19 protein-coding genes and 1 tRNA gene are annotated in these 17,881 nt (G+C 66.2%); 10 read left to right on the top strand and 10 right to left on the bottom strand.

Annotation, left to right across the window (positions count from 1 at the left end; translation table 11 throughout):
- Window positions 1–349: 349 nt before the first annotated feature.
- Together FHD68_RS05095 and FHD68_RS05090 are read right to left on the bottom strand one after the other, a co-directional pair.
- Window positions 350–426: transfer RNA gene (locus FHD68_RS05095), tRNA-Arg, on the bottom strand.
- Between the two features lie 85 nt (window positions 427–511).
- Window positions 512–1,933 (bottom strand): sensor histidine kinase, encoded by a 1,422-nt coding sequence (locus FHD68_RS05090; protein ID WP_127897960.1) that lies wholly within the window; start codon window positions 1,931–1,933, stop codon window positions 512–514.
- A 250-nt stretch (window positions 1,934–2,183) separates the two neighbouring features.
- Between FHD68_RS05090 and rpmH the strand changes: the two genes are divergently transcribed.
- The 10 genes from rpmH to FHD68_RS05040 all read left to right on the top strand — a co-directional run bounded on the left by rpmH (window position 2,184) and on the right by FHD68_RS05040 (window position 10,238).
- A complete protein-coding gene (rpmH, locus tag FHD68_RS05085) occupies window positions 2,184–2,318 on the top strand; it encodes a 50S ribosomal protein L34 (RefSeq protein WP_042247969.1) in 135 nt (44 codons plus the stop codon).
- Window positions 2,319–2,368: 50 nt separating this feature from the next.
- Window positions 2,369–2,761 carry a ribonuclease P protein component gene (gene rnpA / locus FHD68_RS05080; protein ID WP_127897959.1) on the top strand — a complete coding sequence of 131 codons (393 nt, stop codon included), beginning with the start codon at window positions 2,369–2,371 and terminating at the stop codon, window positions 2,759–2,761.
- Entirely contained in the window at window positions 2,758–3,021 is a 264-nt protein-coding gene (gene yidD / locus FHD68_RS05075; protein WP_127897958.1) for a membrane protein insertion efficiency factor YidD, read from the top strand. Before rnpA ends, yidD begins: the two co-directional genes overlap by 4 nt.
- Window positions 3,005–3,892 carry a tRNA 2-thiocytidine(32) synthetase TtcA gene (gene ttcA / locus FHD68_RS05070; RefSeq protein WP_127897957.1) on the top strand — a complete coding sequence of 296 codons (888 nt, stop codon included), beginning with the start codon at window positions 3,005–3,007 and terminating at the stop codon, window positions 3,890–3,892. The genes yidD and ttcA overlap by 17 nt, the downstream gene beginning before the upstream one ends.
- 79 nt (window positions 3,893–3,971) lie before the next feature.
- A complete protein-coding gene (locus FHD68_RS05065) occupies window positions 3,972–5,246 on the top strand; it encodes an EAL domain-containing protein (RefSeq protein ID WP_167550366.1) in 1,275 nt (424 codons plus the stop codon).
- A gap of 152 nt (window positions 5,247–5,398) precedes the next feature.
- Complete coding sequence (gene yidC, locus FHD68_RS05060) at window positions 5,399–7,261, top strand: membrane protein insertase YidC (RefSeq protein ID WP_127897955.1); 1,863 nt, start codon at window positions 5,399–5,401, stop codon at window positions 7,259–7,261.
- Window positions 7,258–8,019, top strand: coding sequence for an MOSC domain-containing protein (locus FHD68_RS05055; RefSeq protein WP_127897954.1), 762 nt, complete (start codon window positions 7,258–7,260; stop codon window positions 8,017–8,019). The genes yidC and FHD68_RS05055 overlap by 4 nt, the downstream gene beginning before the upstream one ends.
- A complete protein-coding gene (gene yihA / locus FHD68_RS05050; RefSeq protein WP_045982133.1) occupies window positions 8,016–8,666 on the top strand; it encodes a ribosome biogenesis GTP-binding protein YihA/YsxC in 651 nt (216 codons plus the stop codon). Before FHD68_RS05055 ends, yihA begins: the two co-directional genes overlap by 4 nt.
- Before the next feature lie 63 nt (window positions 8,667–8,729).
- The gene (argB, locus tag FHD68_RS05045) at window positions 8,730–9,629 is read left to right on the top strand and encodes an acetylglutamate kinase (RefSeq protein WP_045982134.1); all 900 of its coding nucleotides are present in this window, start codon (window positions 8,730–8,732) and stop codon (window positions 9,627–9,629) included.
- Between the two features lie 90 nt (window positions 9,630–9,719).
- Entirely contained in the window at window positions 9,720–10,238 is a 519-nt protein-coding gene (locus FHD68_RS05040) for a SixA phosphatase family protein (RefSeq protein ID WP_127897953.1), read from the top strand.
- 36 nt (window positions 10,239–10,274) lie between these two features.
- On the opposite strand, the gene FHD68_RS05035 is transcribed toward FHD68_RS05040, so the two are convergent.
- The 8 genes from FHD68_RS05035 to crcB all read right to left on the bottom strand — a co-directional run bounded on the left by FHD68_RS05035 (window position 10,275) and on the right by crcB (window position 17,874).
- Window positions 10,275–11,060: an amino acid ABC transporter ATP-binding protein gene (locus FHD68_RS05035; protein WP_045982136.1), complete on the bottom strand. Its 786-nt coding sequence runs from the start codon at window positions 11,058–11,060 to the stop codon at window positions 10,275–10,277.
- A gap of 11 nt (window positions 11,061–11,071) precedes the next feature.
- Window positions 11,072–12,526 (bottom strand): amino acid ABC transporter permease, encoded by a 1,455-nt coding sequence (locus FHD68_RS05030; RefSeq protein ID WP_139085326.1) that lies wholly within the window; start codon window positions 12,524–12,526, stop codon window positions 11,072–11,074.
- A gap of 1 nt (window position 12,527) precedes the next feature.
- A complete protein-coding gene (locus tag FHD68_RS05025; protein WP_240542503.1) occupies window positions 12,528–13,784 on the bottom strand; it encodes an amino acid ABC transporter permease in 1,257 nt (418 codons plus the stop codon).
- A 120-nt stretch (window positions 13,785–13,904) separates the two neighbouring features.
- Window positions 13,905–14,930, bottom strand: a complete 1,026-nt coding sequence (locus FHD68_RS05020; protein ID WP_045982139.1) for an amino acid ABC transporter substrate-binding protein — start codon at window positions 14,928–14,930, stop codon at window positions 13,905–13,907.
- Between the two features lie 169 nt (window positions 14,931–15,099).
- On the bottom strand, window positions 15,100–15,813 hold the full coding sequence (locus FHD68_RS05015; protein WP_045982140.1) for an ATP12 family chaperone protein: 714 nt from the start codon (window positions 15,811–15,813) through the stop codon (window positions 15,100–15,102).
- Entirely contained in the window at window positions 15,810–16,466 is a 657-nt protein-coding gene (locus FHD68_RS05010; RefSeq protein ID WP_127897951.1) for an HAD-IA family hydrolase, read from the bottom strand. Before FHD68_RS05010 ends, FHD68_RS05015 begins: the two co-directional genes overlap by 4 nt.
- Window positions 16,463–17,518 (bottom strand): RluA family pseudouridine synthase, encoded by a 1,056-nt coding sequence (locus FHD68_RS05005; protein WP_127897950.1) that lies wholly within the window; start codon window positions 17,516–17,518, stop codon window positions 16,463–16,465. Before FHD68_RS05005 ends, FHD68_RS05010 begins: the two co-directional genes overlap by 4 nt.
- Window positions 17,515–17,874, bottom strand: a complete 360-nt coding sequence (gene crcB / locus FHD68_RS05000; RefSeq protein ID WP_127897949.1) for a fluoride efflux transporter CrcB — start codon at window positions 17,872–17,874, stop codon at window positions 17,515–17,517. Before crcB ends, FHD68_RS05005 begins: the two co-directional genes overlap by 4 nt.
- Window positions 17,875–17,881: the final 7 nt, after the last annotated feature.

The following is a 17,881-nucleotide window of genomic DNA, read 5'->3' as shown; positions in this document are numbered from 1 at the left end:
ATATCCATAATCAGAGGTGGCTCACTTCTCGATGGAAAACCCGGCTCAGTTCTGGGTGGAAATCAACAGTCAGCCTCCACGGAGAGATCCGGTTCCTCCCACGCGCAAGCGCGCGGGTCCCTCCCAATTTCACCGCTCCAGCCCCGTGTGTCAGATCACCGTCCGGCCGCAGGTCGGGCTGCGCCCACCCTGCTTTGCCCTTCGAATGACATCAGGTCATCCAAAGTGAAACGCAGGGATGGCTTCGCCACTGGCGGAACAGGAAGGAGCGGGCGGGGAAGCTGGACCACCAAAAAGGCAAAGCCGTGATACAAACGGAAATTTTGCTTGGTATTCACGAAAGGAAAAATGGTGCACCCGGAGCGATTCGAACGCCCGACCCCCAGATTCGTAGTCTGGTGCTCTATCCAGCTGAGCTACGGGTGCAACATGCGGTGGGAATTAGCGGCCACGCCGGGGGGATGCAAGGGCGAAAAGACAAAAAGATGACTCCTTTTTGGCAAATTGTCCTTCAGCGCGCCGCAGCATCGGCGCGGACCGACAGATCGGCCATCCCGCGGGGGATGTGGATGCAGAACTGGCTGCCCTCGGCATCGCTGCGCAGCAGGATCAGCCGGCCCCCGTGCCCACGCACCAGATCGGCCGCGATCGTCAGACCCAAGCCCGTGCCCCCGCGGCGCGTGCTGCCTGTGAAGGGCTTGAACAGGTATTCGCGCGCCTTGTCCGGCAGGCCCGGTCCCGAATCGCACACCTTGATCCACCAATCGCTCTCTGCCTCGCCGGCGCCGATCTCGACCGTGCCGGGGCCGCCGGTCGCCTCGATCGCCTGGCGGGCATTGCGGGCCAGGTTGGCCAGCACGCGGTACAGCTGATCGCGATCGGCGCGGATCACAAGGCTGGGGGGAATGTCGGTCAGGAACTCGACCCGCCCTGCCGCCTCCCCTGCCAGGGTCTCGGCCTCAATCACCTCGGCGGCCAGCTGCGCCAGGTTGAAGCGTGACAGCGTCGGCGCAGGCTCCTCGGCCTTGCCGAAGGCCAGCGTCGTCTCGCACAGGTTCACGGCGCGGGTGATCGAATTGACCAGCTTGGGCGCGGCGCGGCGCACCTTGGGGTCGGCGCTGTCCTCCAGACGGTCGGCAAAGATCTGTGCGGTGGTCAGGATGTTGCGCAGGTCGTGGCTGATCTTTGCGATCGCCTGGCCCAGCTGTGCCATGCGCTCCTTCTGCTTGAGGGAGGATGTCACGGTCTGCTGCATCGACTGCAGGGCGGTCTCGGCCTCGCGGAGTTCCGCAAGGCGCGCGTCGGGGATGATGATGTGGCGGCTGTCCTCGGGCGCGCTGGCATAGGCGGACATGTGGGTGATCACGCGGCGGATCGGCACGAGGATCATCCGTTGCGCGGCTGTGAACAGCAGGACCGCCGTCAGGATCGAGAACGCGGCCGATACCGCCAGCAGGCGCAGGCCGTAGTCGATCATCGCCTGACGCAGGGGCGCGGTCTCCATGGTGATCTCGATCAGCTGGCCCGCCTGATTCACCGGTGCGCCGATGACGCGGATCACGCGATTCTGTCGGTCGGCCAACGCCCGCAGCGAATCGCCTATCGTGTGCAGCACACCTTCGGACCGCAGATCATACGTCGCGGCGATCGGGCCCGGGATGGGCGACGACAGGACCAGCTGGCGCACGTCGTTGCGCCGCAGCACGACGTTGAACACGCCGGCCGTCTGCAGCAGCTCGGCCTCCAGATCCAGGGCGATCGATTCGTCGGTGGCCAGCAGGGCCAGGCTGGCGATCTGCGCCCGTTCAAGCCGGCTCTCCAGATAGTCCAGCCGGAAGCCCGCCAAGGATGGCAGCAGGATGAACAGCTCTGCCAGGATGACGAACATGGTTGTCAGCGCGGCGAATCGGCCAGAGATCGTGTTCAGTCGCATCGTGTCCGGGTTATGGTGTCGCGGGCCGGACTTGTCAGCCAAGCGATTGCGGGTTTGCACATCAAACGAATGTGATCGTGACCCGGTTCCCGGACCGATTGGCCCGTGATTTACCGGTTTGGATGGTTGACGTGGGCCTGCGGGTCCACTATCCAGCGGGCTTCGAACAACCGGCGTCGTGGCGCAGGGCAGTCTTCTGCAATCTGCCCCGTCCCGATCCGCCCCGCAAGAACCGACCCGGAGACTGATCATGAAGCGCACCTTCCAACCGTCGAACCTCGTTCGTGCGCGCCGTCACGGCTTCCGCGCCCGCATGGCCACCAAAGGCGGCCGTCTGGTGCTGAACCGCCGCCGCGCCAAGGGCCGCAAGCGTCTGTCGGCCTGATCATTCGTGATCCTGCCGGCGGTCACGACCGCCACGTAAAGGCTTTCGACATGCCGCCTCTGCCCCATCCTGCTGAAGTTCAGCCAAGGGATGTCGGCACGGCGGCATTTCGCATGCCGCCCGTCCTGCAGAAACGCGCCGATTTCCTGGCCGCCGCCCGTGCGCGCCGTCAGGGAATGCCGGGCTTCCTGCTGCAGGCCCGCAGGCGGGACGATGACGGCCCGGCACGGATCGGATTTACCTGCTCCAAGAAGATCGGCAATGCCGTGGCCCGCAATCGCGCCAAGCGGCGCCTGCGCGAGGTCGCCCGCCTTGGGCTGGGCGATCTGGGTCATGCCGGATGGGACTATGTCCTGGTCGGACGCCCCGAAGCGACCATCGCCCGGCCCTTTGCCGATCTGCAGGGCGATTTCGCGCGCGCCATGGCCAAGATCCACGCATGAGCCCGCTGGCGCGCCTTGTCGCGCTGCCGGTGCGCGGCTATCGGCTGCTGGCCTCTCCTTGGGTCGGGCATGGCTGCCGGTTCCAGCCGACCTGTTCGGCCTATGCGCTGGATGCGCTGGCCCGCCACGGCGCCCTGCGCGGCAGCTGGCTGGCCCTGCGCCGCATCGGGCGCTGTCATCCCTGGGGCGGGCACGGCTATGACCCGGTGCCCGGCGCCGATCCCGACAATGAAAGGGCCCGCGATGCTGGACGACGCTGACACCACCGAGATCCACCCCCTGTTCGCGGGCGCCCCCCAGGGGACCGAGTTCCGCAAGCTGCGCAAGCGGCTGGTCCGCGAGACCCGCGCCGCGATCGAGGATTACGCGATGGTCCGCCCCGGCGACCGCTGGCTGGTGTGCCTATCGGGCGGCAAGGACAGCTATACCCTGCTGGCGATCCTGCACGAGCTGCAGTGGCGCGGCCTGCTGCCGGTCGAGCTGCTGGCCTGCAACCTGGACCAGGGGCAGCCCAACTTTCCGGCCACGGTGCTGCCCGAGTTCCTAAAGGCGCGCGGCGTGCCGCACCGGATCGAATACCAGGACACCTATTCCATCGTGAAGGAGAAGGTCCCGGCAGGCCGCACCTATTGCGCGCTGTGTTCGCGTCTGCGCCGCGGCAACCTGTACCGCATCGCGCGCGAGGAGGGCTGTTCCGCCGTCGTGCTGGGCCATCACCGCGACGACATGCTGGAGACGTTCTTCATGAACCTGTTCCATGGCGGTCGCCTGGCCACCATGCCGCCGAAGCTGCTGAATGAGGATGGCGACCTGACCGTCCTGCGCCCGCTGGCCTATGTGGCCGAGGACGATTGCGACCGCTTTTCGCGGGCGATGAACTATCCCATCATCCCCTGCGATCTGTGCGGAAGCCAGGAAGGGCTGCAGCGCGTCCAGGTGAAACGCATGCTGGACGAATGGGAGGCGCGTACGCCCGGACGACGGCAGGTGATGTTCCGGTCGCTGATGAATGTCCGGCCGTCGCACCTGCTGGATACTGAACTATTCGATTTTTCCGCGATTTTCCCGCCCGAACAGGGTGATAAGCCCGCCCTTCCGCCGATCCTGCGCGATCTGGCCAGGGAACATTAACGGTACGACAAGCAATTTGATCTATTCCTGACCCCGGTGATTCCGTGAAAGGTCCGGTATGTCAAAGAATGCGAACCGCTTGTTCTCGCCCCTCCGCAGGCTGCTTGGCGGCGCCAAGCGGGGTCAGGACCTGTCCCGCAGCCTGCTGCTGATGCGGCTGGAGAACACCGAAGCCCTGGGCAACATCCTGGACAAGGCCGCGATGGGGCACCTGATGGTGCAGCTGTCGATGACCCTGGGTGGCGCGGTGCGTCCCTATGATCCGGTGCAGGTGCTGGCGCCCGGCCTGTTCGCCTTCGTGCTGCGCGACCGGACCGACCGCGACGCGCTGCAGGTCGCGCGCAGGCTGCACCAGCAGGGACAGACGCCCGTCGCCCTGTCGGGCCAGCAGCTCACCCCGGTGATGACCGGCGTTCTGATCCACGCCACGACCCCCGACCTGCCCTCAATCACCGCGCTGGTCGACAATGCCCGCCAGCGGATGAACCTGGTCGAGGATTGCGCCCTGGGCCAGCTGCGCCTCTATCCCTACGACCCTGCCCTGTCCGGGCCGGGCCTGATCGCGACCGTCAGCGACGCCGTGGTCGCGGCGCAGATGGAGGCATGGTTCCAGCCGCAGGTGTGCTGCAATTCCGGCCAGATCACCGGGTTCGAGGCGCTGGCCCGCTGGAACCACCCGACCCGCGGCATCCTTGCCCCGGGGGTGTTCCTGCCGCACATGTCGCCTGCCGATCACAACACCCTGACGCTGTTCATGCTGGCGCAGTCCATGGCCGCGCTGAAGACCTGGGACAAGGCCGGGTTCGACGTGCCGACCGTGTCGATCAACATCTCGAACTGCGAACTGTCGGACCGCGGTTTTGCCGACTGCCTGCTGTGGGAGCTGGATCGCCACGAGATCTCTCCACGCCGCCTGGTGGTCGAGGTACTGGAAAGCGTCGGCCCCGTCACCAGCAGCGGAGAGACCCGCGAGAACCTGCGCAAGCTGGCCGAGGCAGGCTGCCAGATCGACCTGGACGATTTCGGCACCGGCTATGCCAGCCTGGACGCGATCCGACAGTTCGGCATCAACCGCATCAAGATCGACCGCAGCTTTGTCACCGCCTGCGACATCGACAACGGCCAGCAGCGGATGATCCTGGCGATCCTGGCCCTGGCCGAGCGGTTGGGCATCGCGGCCTTGGCCGAAGGGGTTGAAACCCGCGAGGAATACGCGTTCCTGGCGCAGATGGGCTGCGACGAAGTCCAGGGCTATGCTATCGCCCGGCCCATGCCGCTGACGAAAAGCCTCGACTTCCTGGCCGGCCACGCGGACGCCGCGGCGCGCCTTCCCACGATCGGCCTGCGCGGCTGACATCCGCCCCACTGACCCGCGCCCCGCGGTCGCACGCGCGGGGCGTTTCGGCGAATTCCCTTGCATTCCTGCGTCAAATGGCAAATCCGCTTGACCTTTGGGGGTGCGTTCTGTTGAACCGCCCAGACTGACGCGATGACGGTGGTGACGGAATGGAAGACAACAACCGCAATTTGATCCTGGCAACGGTCCTGTCGTTTCTGGTGATCCTGGTATGGTATACGGTCTTCGCCCCCGAACCCGTCTCCGACCAGCCCTCGGGGCAGCCGCTGACGGAACAGGTCGTGGGCGACCAGCCGCTGGCCACCCCCGGAACGGAAGCGGCCATGACGGCCCCCGCCGACCTGGCGGCCGAGCCGGATGCCGCAGAACCCGCCGGTCGGGTCGCGATCCAGTCGTCGGCGCTGTCGGGGTCCATTTCGCTGGCCGGCGGTCGCATCGACGACCTTCTGCTGACCCGCTATCAGGAAACCCGCGACGAGGGGTCTCCGGACGTGCGACTGCTGACGCCGTCCAGCGCGACGGCCGATGACAGCATTCCCGTCGACAGCGCCCAGTACAAACCCTATTACGCCGTCTATGGCTGGACCCCCGGTCCGGGCGTGGATGCAAGCCTGGTTCCGAACCCCGCGACCGTCTGGACGCTGGAATCGGGCGAGACGCTGTCCCCCGGTCAGCCGGTGACGCTGGCATGGGACAACGGCGCGGGCCAGATCTTCCGCCGGACCTTCGCGCTGGACGACAACTATCTGTTCACCGTCGGCCAGAGCCTGCAGAACAACGGCGATGCGGCGTTCTCGGCCGCGCCCTACGGCATCATCGCGCGCCATGGCCGCCCCGACACCCAGAACAACTTCATCCTGCACGAGGGCGTGGTCGGCATGGTCGACGGCACCCTGGTCGAGATGAAATACGACGACGTCGCGGAACTGGACCCGATCGACCGCGAAGGCCGGGCCGAGGTCTATAACGTCACCGGCAACGGCTGGATCGGTTTCACCGACAAGTACTGGATGTCTTCGCTGGCCCCCGCGCCCGGCCAGGCCTTCACCGCGGTCGTGAAATACGCCGACGGCGCCGACATCTATCAGACCGAGGCCCGCTTCCCGATGCAGACGGTGGAGCCAGGCACCCAGCTGAGCGCGGACAGCTACCTGTTCGCCGGCGCCAAGGTCTGGGAGGTCATCCGCGGCTATGAGGAGACCCCCGGCATCCAGCGCTTCGTCGATTCGATCGACTGGGGCTGGTTCTACTTCCTGACCAAGCCGATCTTCCAGCTGCTGCACTGGCTGCACGGCATCATCGGCAACATGGGCTGGGCGATCATCGCGCTGACCTTCGTGCTGAAGACGCTGGTCTTCCCGCTGGCGCGCAAGTCCTACATCTCGATGGCGAAGATGAAGGAGCTGCAGCCGCAGATGGAGGAGATCAAGGCGCGCACCGGTGACGACCGGATGAAGTTCCAGAAGGAAGTGATGGAGCTCTACAAGCGGGAAAAGGTGAACCCTGCCGCGGGCTGCCTGCCGATCCTGCTGCAGATCCCGATCTTCTTCTCGCTCTACAAGGTGATCTTCGTCACCATCGAACTGCGCCATGCACCGTGGTTCGGCTGGATCCAGGATCTGTCCGCACCCGACCCGTCCAGCCTGCTGAACCTCTATGGCCTGCTGCCCTATGGCGTGCCGGCACAGGGGACGCTGCTGCACTCGGTCACGCTGCCCGCGCTGGCGATTGCCCTGGGCATCAGCATGTGGATGCAGCAGCGTCTGAACCCGGCCCCCACGGACGCCGCGCAGAAGATGATCTTTGCTTGGATGCCGTGGATCTTCATGTTCATGCTGGGCGGCTTCGCCTCGGGTCTGGTGCTGTACTGGATCACCAACAACGTGATCACGATCCTGCAGCAGTACACGATCATGTCGATGCACGGGCACCGTCCGGACCTGTTCGGCAACATCAAGTCGTCGATGCCCACGCGCAAGCGTCCCGGCAACAAGCCCGGCGCAGGAAAGTGACCGCGCATCTGGCCCTGATCCGCCGCCATCCGATCAAGTCGGTCGGCGGAGAGGGGCTGGAGCAGGTCACCCTGCAGACCGGCCGTCGCCTGCCCGGCGATCGTGAATGGGCGGTGCTGACAGAGGCCGGTGAACGCCACGCCTTGGCCCACCAGACCGACGGACAGCCGGATCGTTGGCTGCCCAAATCCTGCTTCCTGCGCGGCGTCGTCTCGGCCGACCTGCAGGCCATCGTCGGCGGGTGGCGGGACGGCATGCTGCACCTGTCCCACCCGCGGGCTGGCACGCTGGTGCTGGATCCTGCCACCCAGGGACAGCAGTTGATCGATTGGTTGCGCCCGCTTTGGCCGACCGATGCCCCTGCCCCCACCCGGCTGGTGCATGGAGCGGCCGTCTGGACCGATCAGAAGCGGCCCTTTGTGTCCATCCTGTCCCTGTCCAGCCTCGCCCATCTGGAAGCTCAATGCGGCCAGGCCTTCGGCACGCATCGGTGGCGCGGCAACCTGTGGGTCGATGGCTGGGCGCCCTTTGCGGAGCGCGACCTGATCGGCCGCACCATCCGCATCGGCGCGGCAGAACTGCGGGTCACCGACCATGTCGGCCGCTGCGACGCCACCAGCGCGGATACCGACAGCGGGACGCGCGATATCGACATGGTCCAGACGCTGGACCGGCTTTACGGCCACACCGATTTCGGCATCTTCGCCGAGGTTGTCACCGGCGGTCCGGTCCGCCTGCAAGATCAGGTCCACGCATGAAAGTCGCCTTTCCCACCGCCCCCGATCCCGAAGCCTCCAAGGCAGAGCAGGCTCGCCTGCTGTTCGCGGGGCCGGTCGATTTCGTCAAGGGCGTCGTCCACATGGACGGCCTGCCGCCACCGAACCGTCCCGAAGTCTGCTTTGCGGGCCGATCGAACGTGGGCAAGTCCAGCCTGATCAACGCGCTGACCGGCCGCAAGGGGCTGGCCCGCGCGTCGAACACGCCGGGCCGCACGCAAGAGATCAACTATTTCGCCCTGGGCGAGCACTCCTATCTGGTCGACCTTCCGGGCTATGGCTTTGCCAAGGCCCCCGTCGCCGTCGTCGCGAAATGGCAGGCGCTGCTGAAATCCTACCTGGCCGGGCGTCAGACCCTGCGCCGCGCGTTCTGCCTGATCGATTCGCGCCATGGCGTGAAGGATGTCGACCACGAGATCATGACCCTGCTGGACCGGTCCGCGGTGCCGTTCCAAGTGGTGATGACCAAGACCGACAAGCTGGGCCCGAACGCCCTGGCCCCGGTCCTGGACCAGGTGCGCGAAGCGTTGCAGAAACACCCTGCCGCCTATCCGGAACTGGTCGTCACCAGCTCCGAAAAGAACCAGGGCATCGCCACGCTGCGCGCGATCATCGCCGGGCTGGACTGATCGGCGCATGCGTCCTAGGGTCCGCCCCGTCAGATCGGGGCCCCAAGGATGAGAACACAGAACATGAACCGTGACTGGATCGCCACCGCACGCACCCTATCCGAAGCCCTGCCCTATCTGCAGCGCTATTCCGGGGCGGTCGTCGTGGTCAAGTTCGGCGGCAACGCCATGGGCGACGACGAGGCGATGGCCGAATTCGCCCGCGACGTCGTGCTGATGAAGCAGGTCGGCATGAACCCGGTCGTCTGCCATGGTGGCGGGCCGATGATCAACGACCTGCTGGGTCGCCTTGGCATCGAGAGCCGCTTTGTCCGCGGCAAGCGCGTCACCACCAAGGAGACCGTCGAGGTGGTCGAGATGGTGCTGTCCGGCTTGGTGAACAAGCGCATCGTCCAGGCGATCAATGACGCGGGCGGCCGCGCAGTCGGCATCTCGGGCAAGGACGACGACATGATGGTGTGCGAGGCCGACGACCCGGAACTGGGTTTCGTCGGTCGCCCAGTCGAGATGAACGTCCAGATCATTCGCGACCTGTATACCGCCGGGATGATCCCGGTCATCGCCCCCGTCGCCACCGGCATGGAGGATAACGAGACCTTCAACGTCAACGGCGACACCGCGGCGGGGGCCATCGCCGGCGCGCTCAAGGCCGACCGCCTGCTGCTTTTGACCGATGTCGCGGGCGTCAAGGACGCGACCGGCCAGGTGGTCACGCAGCTGCATCCCGACCAGGTCCGCGCGATGATCGCCGACGGCCAGATCGCCGGCGGCATGATCCCCAAGACCGAGACCGCGCTGAAGGCGCTGGACGACGGGGTGCGCGCGGTGGTGATCCTGGACGGACGCGTGCCCAACGCCTGCCTGCTGGAGCTGTTCACCGAACACGGCGCCGGATCGCTGATCCGGACCACCGAACCGCGCGTGACCCCGCGCGGCCTGCGTCAGGTCGCCAGCAGCCTGTGATCGGGGCATGGCGAAGGGCGCTTGCCCCTTCGCCAGCGCCTGTGGCAGGCTGCCGAAACCGACAGCATGGCACAAAGAGGCAGCATTTCCATGACCCCACTTGGACACAGACGCCTGATCCTGACACGTCATGCGAAATCGGCCTGGGACGATCCCACCCTGGACGATCACGACCGGCCACTGAACGATCGCGGTCGCCGGTCCGCGCGCGCCTTGGGCGACTGGCTGGCCAGCCGCGGGTATGAACCCGAGGAGGTCCTGTGTTCGTCCTCGGCCCGCACGCAGGAAACCTGGGCAGTAATCGCCGGTGCCCCCCTCGAGGTACGGCCGCTGATGCGGATCGAGCCGGGCCTGTATCAGGCCGGCGCGGAAAAGATGATGGCGGTGCTGAAGACGGCGACGATGCCGACGGTGATGATGCTGGGCCATAACCCGGGCATTTCGGAATTCGCATCGATACTGCCCGCGCGCCTGCCGATGGACCCAGATTTCCGCCGCTATCCGACCGGCGCGACGCTGGTGGTGGATTTCCAGATCGACAGCTGGGCCGACCTGCAGAAGGGTCAGGGCAGCGTGATGGATTTCGTGCGCCTGGACGGGCGCATCTGAGGATGTCCGGCGGGCGCGCCGCGCCCCCGCCGTCGATCAGTGACCCAGGATCTGGCTGAGAAACAGCTTGGTCCGCTCGGATTTCGGGTTGTTGAAGAAGTCGGTTGGATTGTTCTGCTCGACGATCTGACCCTGATCCATGAAGATCACCCGGTTTGCCACGGCCTGCGCAAAGCCCATTTCGTGGGTGACGCAGATCATGGTCATCCCCTCCTCGGCCAGCTCGATCATGGTGTCCAGGACCTCCTTGATCATCTCGGGGTCCAGGGCGCTGGTCGGCTCGTCGAACAGCATGATCTTGGGCTGCATACACAGCGACCGGGCGATGGCCACGCGCTGCTGCTGACCGCCCGACAACTGGCCCGGATATTTCCCGGCCTGTTCGGGGATCTTGACCTTTTCCAGGAACCGCATCGCGGTCGCCTCGGCCTGCTTGCGCGGCACCTTGCGCACCCAGATGGGCGCCAAGGTGCAGTTCTCCAGCACGGTCAGGTGCGGAAACAGGTTGAAGTGCTGAAAGACCATGCCGACTTCGGAACGGACCTTGTCGATGTTCTTGATGTCGCTGGTCAGTTCGACCCCGTCGACGACGATATGGCCCGCCTGATGCTCCTCCAGCCGGTTGATGCAGCGGATCAGGGTCGATTTCCCCGACCCCGACGGACCGGCGATGACGATCCGTTCCCCCTTGTGCACGGTCAGGTCGATGTCGCGCAGGACGTGGAACGTGCCGTACCACTTGTTCATGTTGCGGATGTCGATGGCGACCTCGTCGCTGACGGTCATCTGGCTGCGGTCGATGCGGCGTTCGATGTGTTCCATAACCAGGGTCCTTACCTGTGGTCGCGTTGCAGGCGGCGTTCCAGATACATCGAGTATCGCGACATGCCGAAGCAGATGAGAAAGAAGATGGCGCCGACGAAAATGAACGGCTCCCAGTAGATGCCCTTCCATTCGACATTGGCGCGCACCGCGTCCGACATGGATTTCAGCGGATCATAGAGCCCCACGAAGGTCACCAGCGTCGTGTCCTTGAACATGCCGATGAAGGTCGACACGATCCCCGGGATCGAGATTTTCAGCGCCTGCGGCAGCACGATCAGGCGCTGCGCCTTCCAGTAGTCCAGGCCCAGGGCATCGGCGGCCTCGTACTGCCCCTTGGGCAGCGCGGCCAGACCGCCGCGGATCACCTCGGCCATGTAGGCGGCGGCGAAGATCGTCACCATGATGATGACGCGCAGGATGATGTCGAAATTGGTGCCCGGGGGCAGGAAGTAGTTCAGCAGCAGCGAAGCCACGAACAGCAGCGTGATCAGCGGCACGCCGCGGATGAACTCGATGAAGATCACCGCCAGCGACTTGATCAGGAACATGTCCGACTGACGCGCCAGCGCCAGAACGATGCCCAGGGGCAGTGACAGCGCGATGCCCGCCACGCCGATGGTCAGCGACAGCAGGAAGCCGCCGAAACGGTCCGACCGCACCGCGTCGATCGACAGCGGCAGCAGCGCCTCGGCATCGCGGGCCGCGTCACCTGCCAGCACCAGCCAGAACAACACCGTCACCAGGATCGCCACGACCGTCGCCAGCATCGGAGAGACGCGCGACAGCGCCCGCCAGGCAAGCCAGCCCAGCAGGGGCCCGACCAGCACGAAGATCGGCCCCCACAGGGTGCCGCCCCACAGGAACCATACGCCCAGCAGCGGATAGACCAGCGAGAAGGGCAGCATCCAGCTGATGTTGCGCTCTGATGCGACCAGTCCCGCGACAAGCGCCGCAGCCGCAAAGATCAGCCAGCCCGCCGGTGCGCCCAGCACGACCATCGCCCACAGCGTGACGACGGCGGTGATGCCCAGCACCACGCGGCGGATCGACAGCGAGGCCGAGAACAGCACCGGCGCCAGCGCGACCATCAGCAGGCCGAAGGTCATCGTGGGCCGCCAGTACAGCTCGACCGGATAGAAGCCGAAGACGTACTGGTTCCAGCGTTCGCGGATCACCGCGAAACAGGCGCCGCGGGCGTCCTCGCCCCAGGTGGCCGCGATGATCGCGCGGCATTCGTTCAGGCTGGAGGCGTTCCAGACCGAATGGGCGAACCAGTCCCAGAAGGTCGAGACCAGGAACCAGATGATCAGCGCCCCAAGAAGGGTCAGCACCGTGTTGACCGGCCCCGAGAAGAGGTTCGTCCGCAGCCAGCGGATCGACCCCGATTCGCGGACCGGCGGCGCGGCCGAGGGCAGCATGGTGTCGCGCACGAAGGGCACGGTCTGGGCGTGGGTGTCGCTCATCTCACCGCTCCTTCAGTTTGACGCGGGCGTTGAAGACGTTCATCCCGGCGGAAATGATCAGGCTGAGGGCCAGATAGGTCAGCATCATCAGCACGATGGCCTCCAGCTCGCGGCCGGTCTGGTTCAGCGTGGTCCCCCCCAGGGTGCCGCGCAGGTCCATGTAGCCCACGGCAATCGCCAGCGAACTGTTCTTGGTCAGGTTCAGGTACTGAGAGATCAGCGGCGGAATGATCACGCGCAGCGCCTGCGGCAGGATCACCAGGCTCATGGTGCGGTTCGGGCGCAGGCCCAGGGCGAATGCCGCCTCGGACTGGCCGCGGCTGACGGCCAGGATGCCGGCGCGCACGATCTCGGCGATGAAGGCGGCGGTGTACAGCGTCAGCGCCAGCCACAGCGCGACCAGCGAGTTCGACACGTTCAGCCCACCGGTGAAGTTGAAGCCCTGCAGCGTGGGCGGCTCCAGATGCAGGCCGAAATACCAGATCAGCAGCAGCGACGGCACGATCATCACCGCCAGCGACATCCACCAGGTGGTGGGCCGACTGCCGGTGCGGTCCTGCACGTTCTGCGCCCAGGACGCGATCATGCGGCGTGCGAACCACCCCCCGACCAGCACCACGACAAAAGCGATGGTGGCCCAGTTGAAGGTGATGCGCGCGCCCAGGTCCAGGCTGCCCGGATCGTTCGTCATCGCCAGCGTGGGCAGCGCGGTATAGCGATTGGTCAGCGCCACGTGGTCAAAGAGGATCATCCCCGATGTCGCGGCCTCGCCGCGGAATGCGTTGGGCGGCGGCAGGATCTCGGTGAAGATCGCATAGACGATCAGGATCCACAGCAGCAGCGGCATGTTGCGGAAGATCTCGACAAAGACGGTCATCAGCCGGGCGAACAGCCAGTTCTTGGACAGGCGCGACACGCCCACGATCACGCCCAGGACCGTCGCCGCGATGCAGCCCAGCACCGCCACGATCAGCGTGTTCAGCAGGCCCACGACCGATGCGCGCAGGTGCGAATCGTCGGCGGTATAGGGGATCGGCGTCTGCGGGATGTCATAGCCCGCGCGCTGGAACAGGAACCCGAAATCGAAGCTCTTGCCCATCAGGGCCAGGTTGCGGATCGTGTTGTCGACCAGCCACCATGCGGCGGCCATGACCAGAATGAACACGATGACCTGAAATGTCAGGGACCGATACCGCTGGTCGTTGACCAGCATGCTCAGCCGGAACGGCGGCGTCGCCGTTGCCCGGATGTCCGTCATCTTTCTTACCCCTGTCGCCTGCCATCGGCTTTGCGCCGTTTTTCGCTTGGGCAGGATTATCGTTGATGGAGGGTCGGGGTCGGGCCCGTCATGGGTCCGACCCCCTGTCGTGTCAGCCGATCAGCGGAACGGCGGTGCGTAGAGCAGGCCGCCCTGGGTCCACTGCGCGTTCAGGCCGCGGGCCAGGCCGATCGGGGTCTGCTCGCCGATGTTGGCGGCAAAGATCTCGCCATAGTTGCCGCCCGCCAGGATGGCGCGACGCGCCCATTCGGCGTCCAGGCCCATCATCGCGCCCAGCTCGTCCGTGGTGCCCAGAAGGCGCTGAACCTCGGGGTTCTCGGACGACCGGACCAGCTCCTCGATGTTGCGCGAGGTCACGCCGTATTCTTCGGCGGCGATCAGCGCGTTCAGGGTCCAGCGGGCGATGTCGCCCCAGTTGCTGTCGCCGTGGCGCACGGCCGGCCCAAGGGGTTCCTTGGAGATGATCTCGGGCAGGATGATGTGGGTTTCCGGGTCGGCAAAGGCCGCACGGGTGGCCGCAAGGCCCGACGCGTCGGTGGTATAGGCGTCGCAGGCGCCGGCCATGTACTGCTGCTCGCCCTCGGCATTGCTGTCGATGTTGACCGGCGTATAGGTCATGTTGTTGGCGCGGAAATAGTCGGCCAAGTTCAGCTCGGTCGTGGTGCCGGTCTGGATGCAGATCGTCGCGCCGTCCAGTTCCTTGGCCGAGGTCACGCCCAGATCGGACCGGACCATGAAGCCTTGGCCGTCATAATAGTTCACCCCGATGAAATCCAGCTTCAGGTCGGTGTCGCGCGAATAGGTCCAGGTCGAGTTGCGGGCCAGGACGTCCACCTCGCCCGACGACAGCGCGGTAAAGCGCGTCTGGCCGGTGGTCGGCACGAATTTGACCTTGGCGGGATCGCCCAGGACGGCTGCGGCCAGCGCGCGGCAGAACGCGACGTCAAAGCCGGTCCAGTTACCGCTGGCGTCGGGCGCTGCGAATCCGACCAGGCCGGTGTTGACGCCGCAGTTCAGCTCGCCGCGCTCCTTGACCTGGGCCAGCGTCGACCCCTCCTGGGCCATGCCCATGCCTGCCAGCAGGGTCGCCGCGGCCGCCGTCCCCAGGAAAACCGATTTTTTCATAGTTACCTCTGTGTTGGAGCGCCCGCGGCCGATCGGTCCGCGAACGCTGATGCGGACCCTTCGGGGGGTCCTTGTCGGCATAGCACGACAGCGGCTGCCGTCCTATTAGGCGGTATTGTGCCGATACAAGTTGCCGCGTCAAGAACCCCGTCCGGTCACGCAAGCGCTTTCAACCCCGGCGGGACAGGCTCCACAGCCGTTCTGCCGAAAGTATGGACAGGCGCCGGCCCTCGGCCGCCTCGGCCGCCTCTTCGTCCGCGCCCCATCGTTCGGCCTGGAAATCCTCGTCGATGCGGGACAGGCGGTGCGCCTCGGCTCCGTCGATGCGACCCTCGATCACCGCCAGGCCCAGGATCAGCGATCCTGGAATCGTCACCAGATCGTGCAGCGCAGTCAGCCCCCACTGGTCCTGCGCGCGTACCCGCGCATGCAGGCGGTCAAGCGCACCCTGGTCCTGATCGATGGGAATCACCCCCTGCGTGACCCGCAGCGGCGCGTCCAGATGCCGGGCAGACCAGTCGATCAGCGGATCCCATTCGCGCGCCTGCAGGTCGATCAGCGATTGCGGATCGGTTGCCCGATAGGACAGCAGATCGGTGCCGCCATAATTGGCAAGCATGGCCGCGACCGCATCGAATTGCGGGGCCACCTTCTCTACGGCAGAGTTCACGGCGCGGGTCAGCGGCATGGTCTGCGGCGCGATCACCTCGCCCTGGGCCAGCCATTCGTCGGCTACGGCGCGGGCCAGCGCCTCGGTCGGCAGGACCAGCGCATGCTTTCCGGGCGTCCGCAGAACGCGGCTGTCCAGCATGATCTCGAACCCGCCATCCGCGGGTCGCAGGTCCGCATCGGTCCAGAACCTGCGCGCCTTCCATTCGCTCATGCCGCCCACTCCTCGATGGCCGTTTTCAGTCCGGTGAAATCGTCCAGGATCCGGATCGCCCCGGCATCCTGCAGCGCATGCGCGGGGTGATAGCCCCAGCTGACGCCGAAACCGGCCAGCCCGGCCGCCCGCGCCATCTCCATGTCAAAGCTGGTATCGCCGACCATGACGGCGCGTCCGGCCTCGGTCCCCGTCTCGGCCAGGGCCGCGTGCAGCATCGAGGGATGCGGCTTGGAGGGATGCCCGTCCGCCGTCTGCAGGCTGAGGAACCGCCCCTGCAGACCGTGCGCCGCGATCATCGCATCCAGGCCCCGGCGCGACTTGCCCGTCGCCACCGCCAGCAGCAGGTCGTCGCGGTCGGCCAGCCGGTCCAGGCATTCCATCGCGCCCGGATACAGCGGCGCGGCACTGTCCAGCCGCGCGCGCATGAAGCTTTCCTTGTAGCCCGCCACGATCCGCGCCTGCGTGTCCGCATCGACGTCGGGCGCCAACTGGGCGACCGCCACGGGCAGCGACAGCCCCACGATGGACAGGACCCGCGATTTCGGCAGCGGCGTCAGGCCGACCTGGTCAAAGGCAAAGCCCATCGCGTGGGTGATGTGGTTCTGGCTATCAACCAGCGTGCCGTCGACGTCAAAGACGACCAGCCTCATGCGTCATCCGCAAAGGGATCGTCGGGCACGTCGTTCTCTTGCCAGCCGACGGATTTCCAGGTCCTGCCCATATGGTCGGGCAAGGGCGCGGTGATGGTCATGCGTTTCTTGGTGATCGGATGGTCGAAGGTGATCGAGCGCGCGTGCAGGTGCAGCTTCTTGCTGATCTCTCCGCCCAGCTGCGCGCCCCAGCCATCGCCCAGATTCTCTTGCCCCGATCCGCCGTACTTGCCGTCGCCCACGATCGGATGGCCCAGTTCGGCCATATGGGCGCGCAGCTGATGGGTGCGGCCCGTGATCGGCACCAGCGCGCACCAGCTGGCCCGCGTGGCCAGCGCGTCCAGCACGGCGTAATCGGTCGTGGCGCGTTTCGCGCCCTCGGTCGCGTCGATGTCGCGGGGGTGGACGGCGATCATCTTCTCGTTGTCGCCGCCCCGGCCCTGCCCGCCCTTGACCAGGCCATAGCGGATCGTGCCCATCCGCGGATGCGGCACGCCCGCGACCGCCGCCCAATAGATCTTGCGCGTGGTGCGCGACCGGAACGCCTCGGACAGGGCCCGCGCCACGCGGTCGGTCCGCGCCAGCAGCAGGACGCCCGACGTGTCCTTGTCCAGCCGGTGCACCAGCTTGGGACGCTCCTTGAACCCGAACAGCAGCGCGGTGGTCAGGCCGTCGACGTGACGCCCGCCCAGCCCGCTGCCGCCCTGGCTGGGCAGACCTGGCGGCTTGTTCAGCGCGATGATGTGCTCGTCCTTCCACAGGACGGCGGCCTGGATCATCTCGGCATCGCTGTCGGTCACGCGCGGCCCAAGCGGGCGTTCGGACCGTTCGGCCGCGGGGCCGGGTTCGGGCAGCGGCGGCACGCGGACCTCCTGGCCCGGCGCGATGCGGGTGGCGGCCTTGACGCGCCCCCCGTCGATGCGCAGCTCTCCCTTGCGGCACATCTTCTCGATGGCCACCTGCGACAGCTGCGGGAAGCGTTTCTTCAGCCAGCGATCCAGCCGCATCTCTGCGTCGTCGTCGCCGACAATGATGGTCTGCACGGCACTCATGCCCAAATCCCTCGTCCCAAGGCCAGTCCGGCCATCACGGCCGCCAGCGACAGCAGGACCGAAAGCCCCACATAGGCCAGCGCCATGACGCCCTGACCCCGTTCCCACAACGTCAGCACATCCAGCGAAAAGGCCGAAAACGTCGTGAATCCCCCCAGCACGCCGGTCAGCAGGAACGGCGCCCAGGCATTGCCCAGCCTGTGCGCCAGCAATGCGGCCAGCAGCCCCATCACAAAGCTGCCCGCCACATTGACCAGCAGCGTCGCCGACCATGCCAGCGGCATGACGCGATAGATGGCATAGCGGCAGGTCGCCCCAAGGGCCCCGCCAATGGCGACTTGCAGAAAGGGGTTCATGCGCGCG

The sequence above is a fragment of the Paracoccus marcusii genome (assembly GCF_006151785.1).
Lineage (GTDB): Bacteria > Pseudomonadota > Alphaproteobacteria > Rhodobacterales > Rhodobacteraceae > Paracoccus > Paracoccus marcusii.
The sequence above is the reverse complement of the archived record's forward strand: the minus strand, read 5'-3'. Positions and strand labels throughout refer to the sequence as shown.

Excerpts from the sequence above, each read along its gene's own strand:
- FHD68_RS05090 (WP_127897960.1), bottom strand. The coding sequence starts at position 1,933 with ATGCGACTGAACACGATCTCTGGCCGATTCGCCGCGCTGACAACCATG.
- rpmH (WP_042247969.1), top strand. The coding sequence starts at position 2,184 with ATGAAGCGCACCTTCCAACCGTCGAACCTCGTTCGTGCGCGCCGTCAC.
- rnpA (WP_127897959.1), top strand. The coding sequence starts at position 2,369 with ATGCCGCCTCTGCCCCATCCTGCTGAAGTTCAGCCAAGGGATGTCGGC.
- yidD (WP_127897958.1), top strand. The coding sequence starts at position 2,758 with ATGAGCCCGCTGGCGCGCCTTGTCGCGCTGCCGGTGCGCGGCTATCGG.
- ttcA (WP_127897957.1), top strand. The coding sequence starts at position 3,005 with ATGCTGGACGACGCTGACACCACCGAGATCCACCCCCTGTTCGCGGGC.
- yidC (WP_127897955.1), top strand. The coding sequence starts at position 5,399 with ATGGAAGACAACAACCGCAATTTGATCCTGGCAACGGTCCTGTCGTTT.
- yihA (WP_045982133.1), top strand. The coding sequence starts at position 8,016 with ATGAAAGTCGCCTTTCCCACCGCCCCCGATCCCGAAGCCTCCAAGGCA.
- argB (WP_045982134.1), top strand. The coding sequence starts at position 8,730 with ATGAACCGTGACTGGATCGCCACCGCACGCACCCTATCCGAAGCCCTG.
- FHD68_RS05040 (WP_127897953.1), top strand. The coding sequence starts at position 9,720 with ATGACCCCACTTGGACACAGACGCCTGATCCTGACACGTCATGCGAAA.
- FHD68_RS05035 (WP_045982136.1), bottom strand. The coding sequence starts at position 11,060 with ATGGAACACATCGAACGCCGCATCGACCGCAGCCAGATGACCGTCAGC.
- FHD68_RS05030 (WP_139085326.1), bottom strand. The coding sequence starts at position 12,526 with ATGAGCGACACCCACGCCCAGACCGTGCCCTTCGTGCGCGACACCATG.
- FHD68_RS05025 (WP_240542503.1), bottom strand. The coding sequence starts at position 13,784 with ATGACGGACATCCGGGCAACGGCGACGCCGCCGTTCCGGCTGAGCATG.
- FHD68_RS05020 (WP_045982139.1), bottom strand. The coding sequence starts at position 14,930 with ATGAAAAAATCGGTTTTCCTGGGGACGGCGGCCGCGGCGACCCTGCTG.
- FHD68_RS05015 (WP_045982140.1), bottom strand. The coding sequence starts at position 15,813 with ATGAGCGAATGGAAGGCGCGCAGGTTCTGGACCGATGCGGACCTGCGA.
- FHD68_RS05010 (WP_127897951.1), bottom strand. The coding sequence starts at position 16,466 with ATGAGGCTGGTCGTCTTTGACGTCGACGGCACGCTGGTTGATAGCCAG.
- FHD68_RS05005 (WP_127897950.1), bottom strand. The coding sequence starts at position 17,518 with ATGAGTGCCGTGCAGACCATCATTGTCGGCGACGACGACGCAGAGATG.
- crcB (WP_127897949.1), bottom strand. The coding sequence starts at position 17,874 with ATGAACCCCTTTCTGCAAGTCGCCATTGGCGGGGCCCTTGGGGCGACC.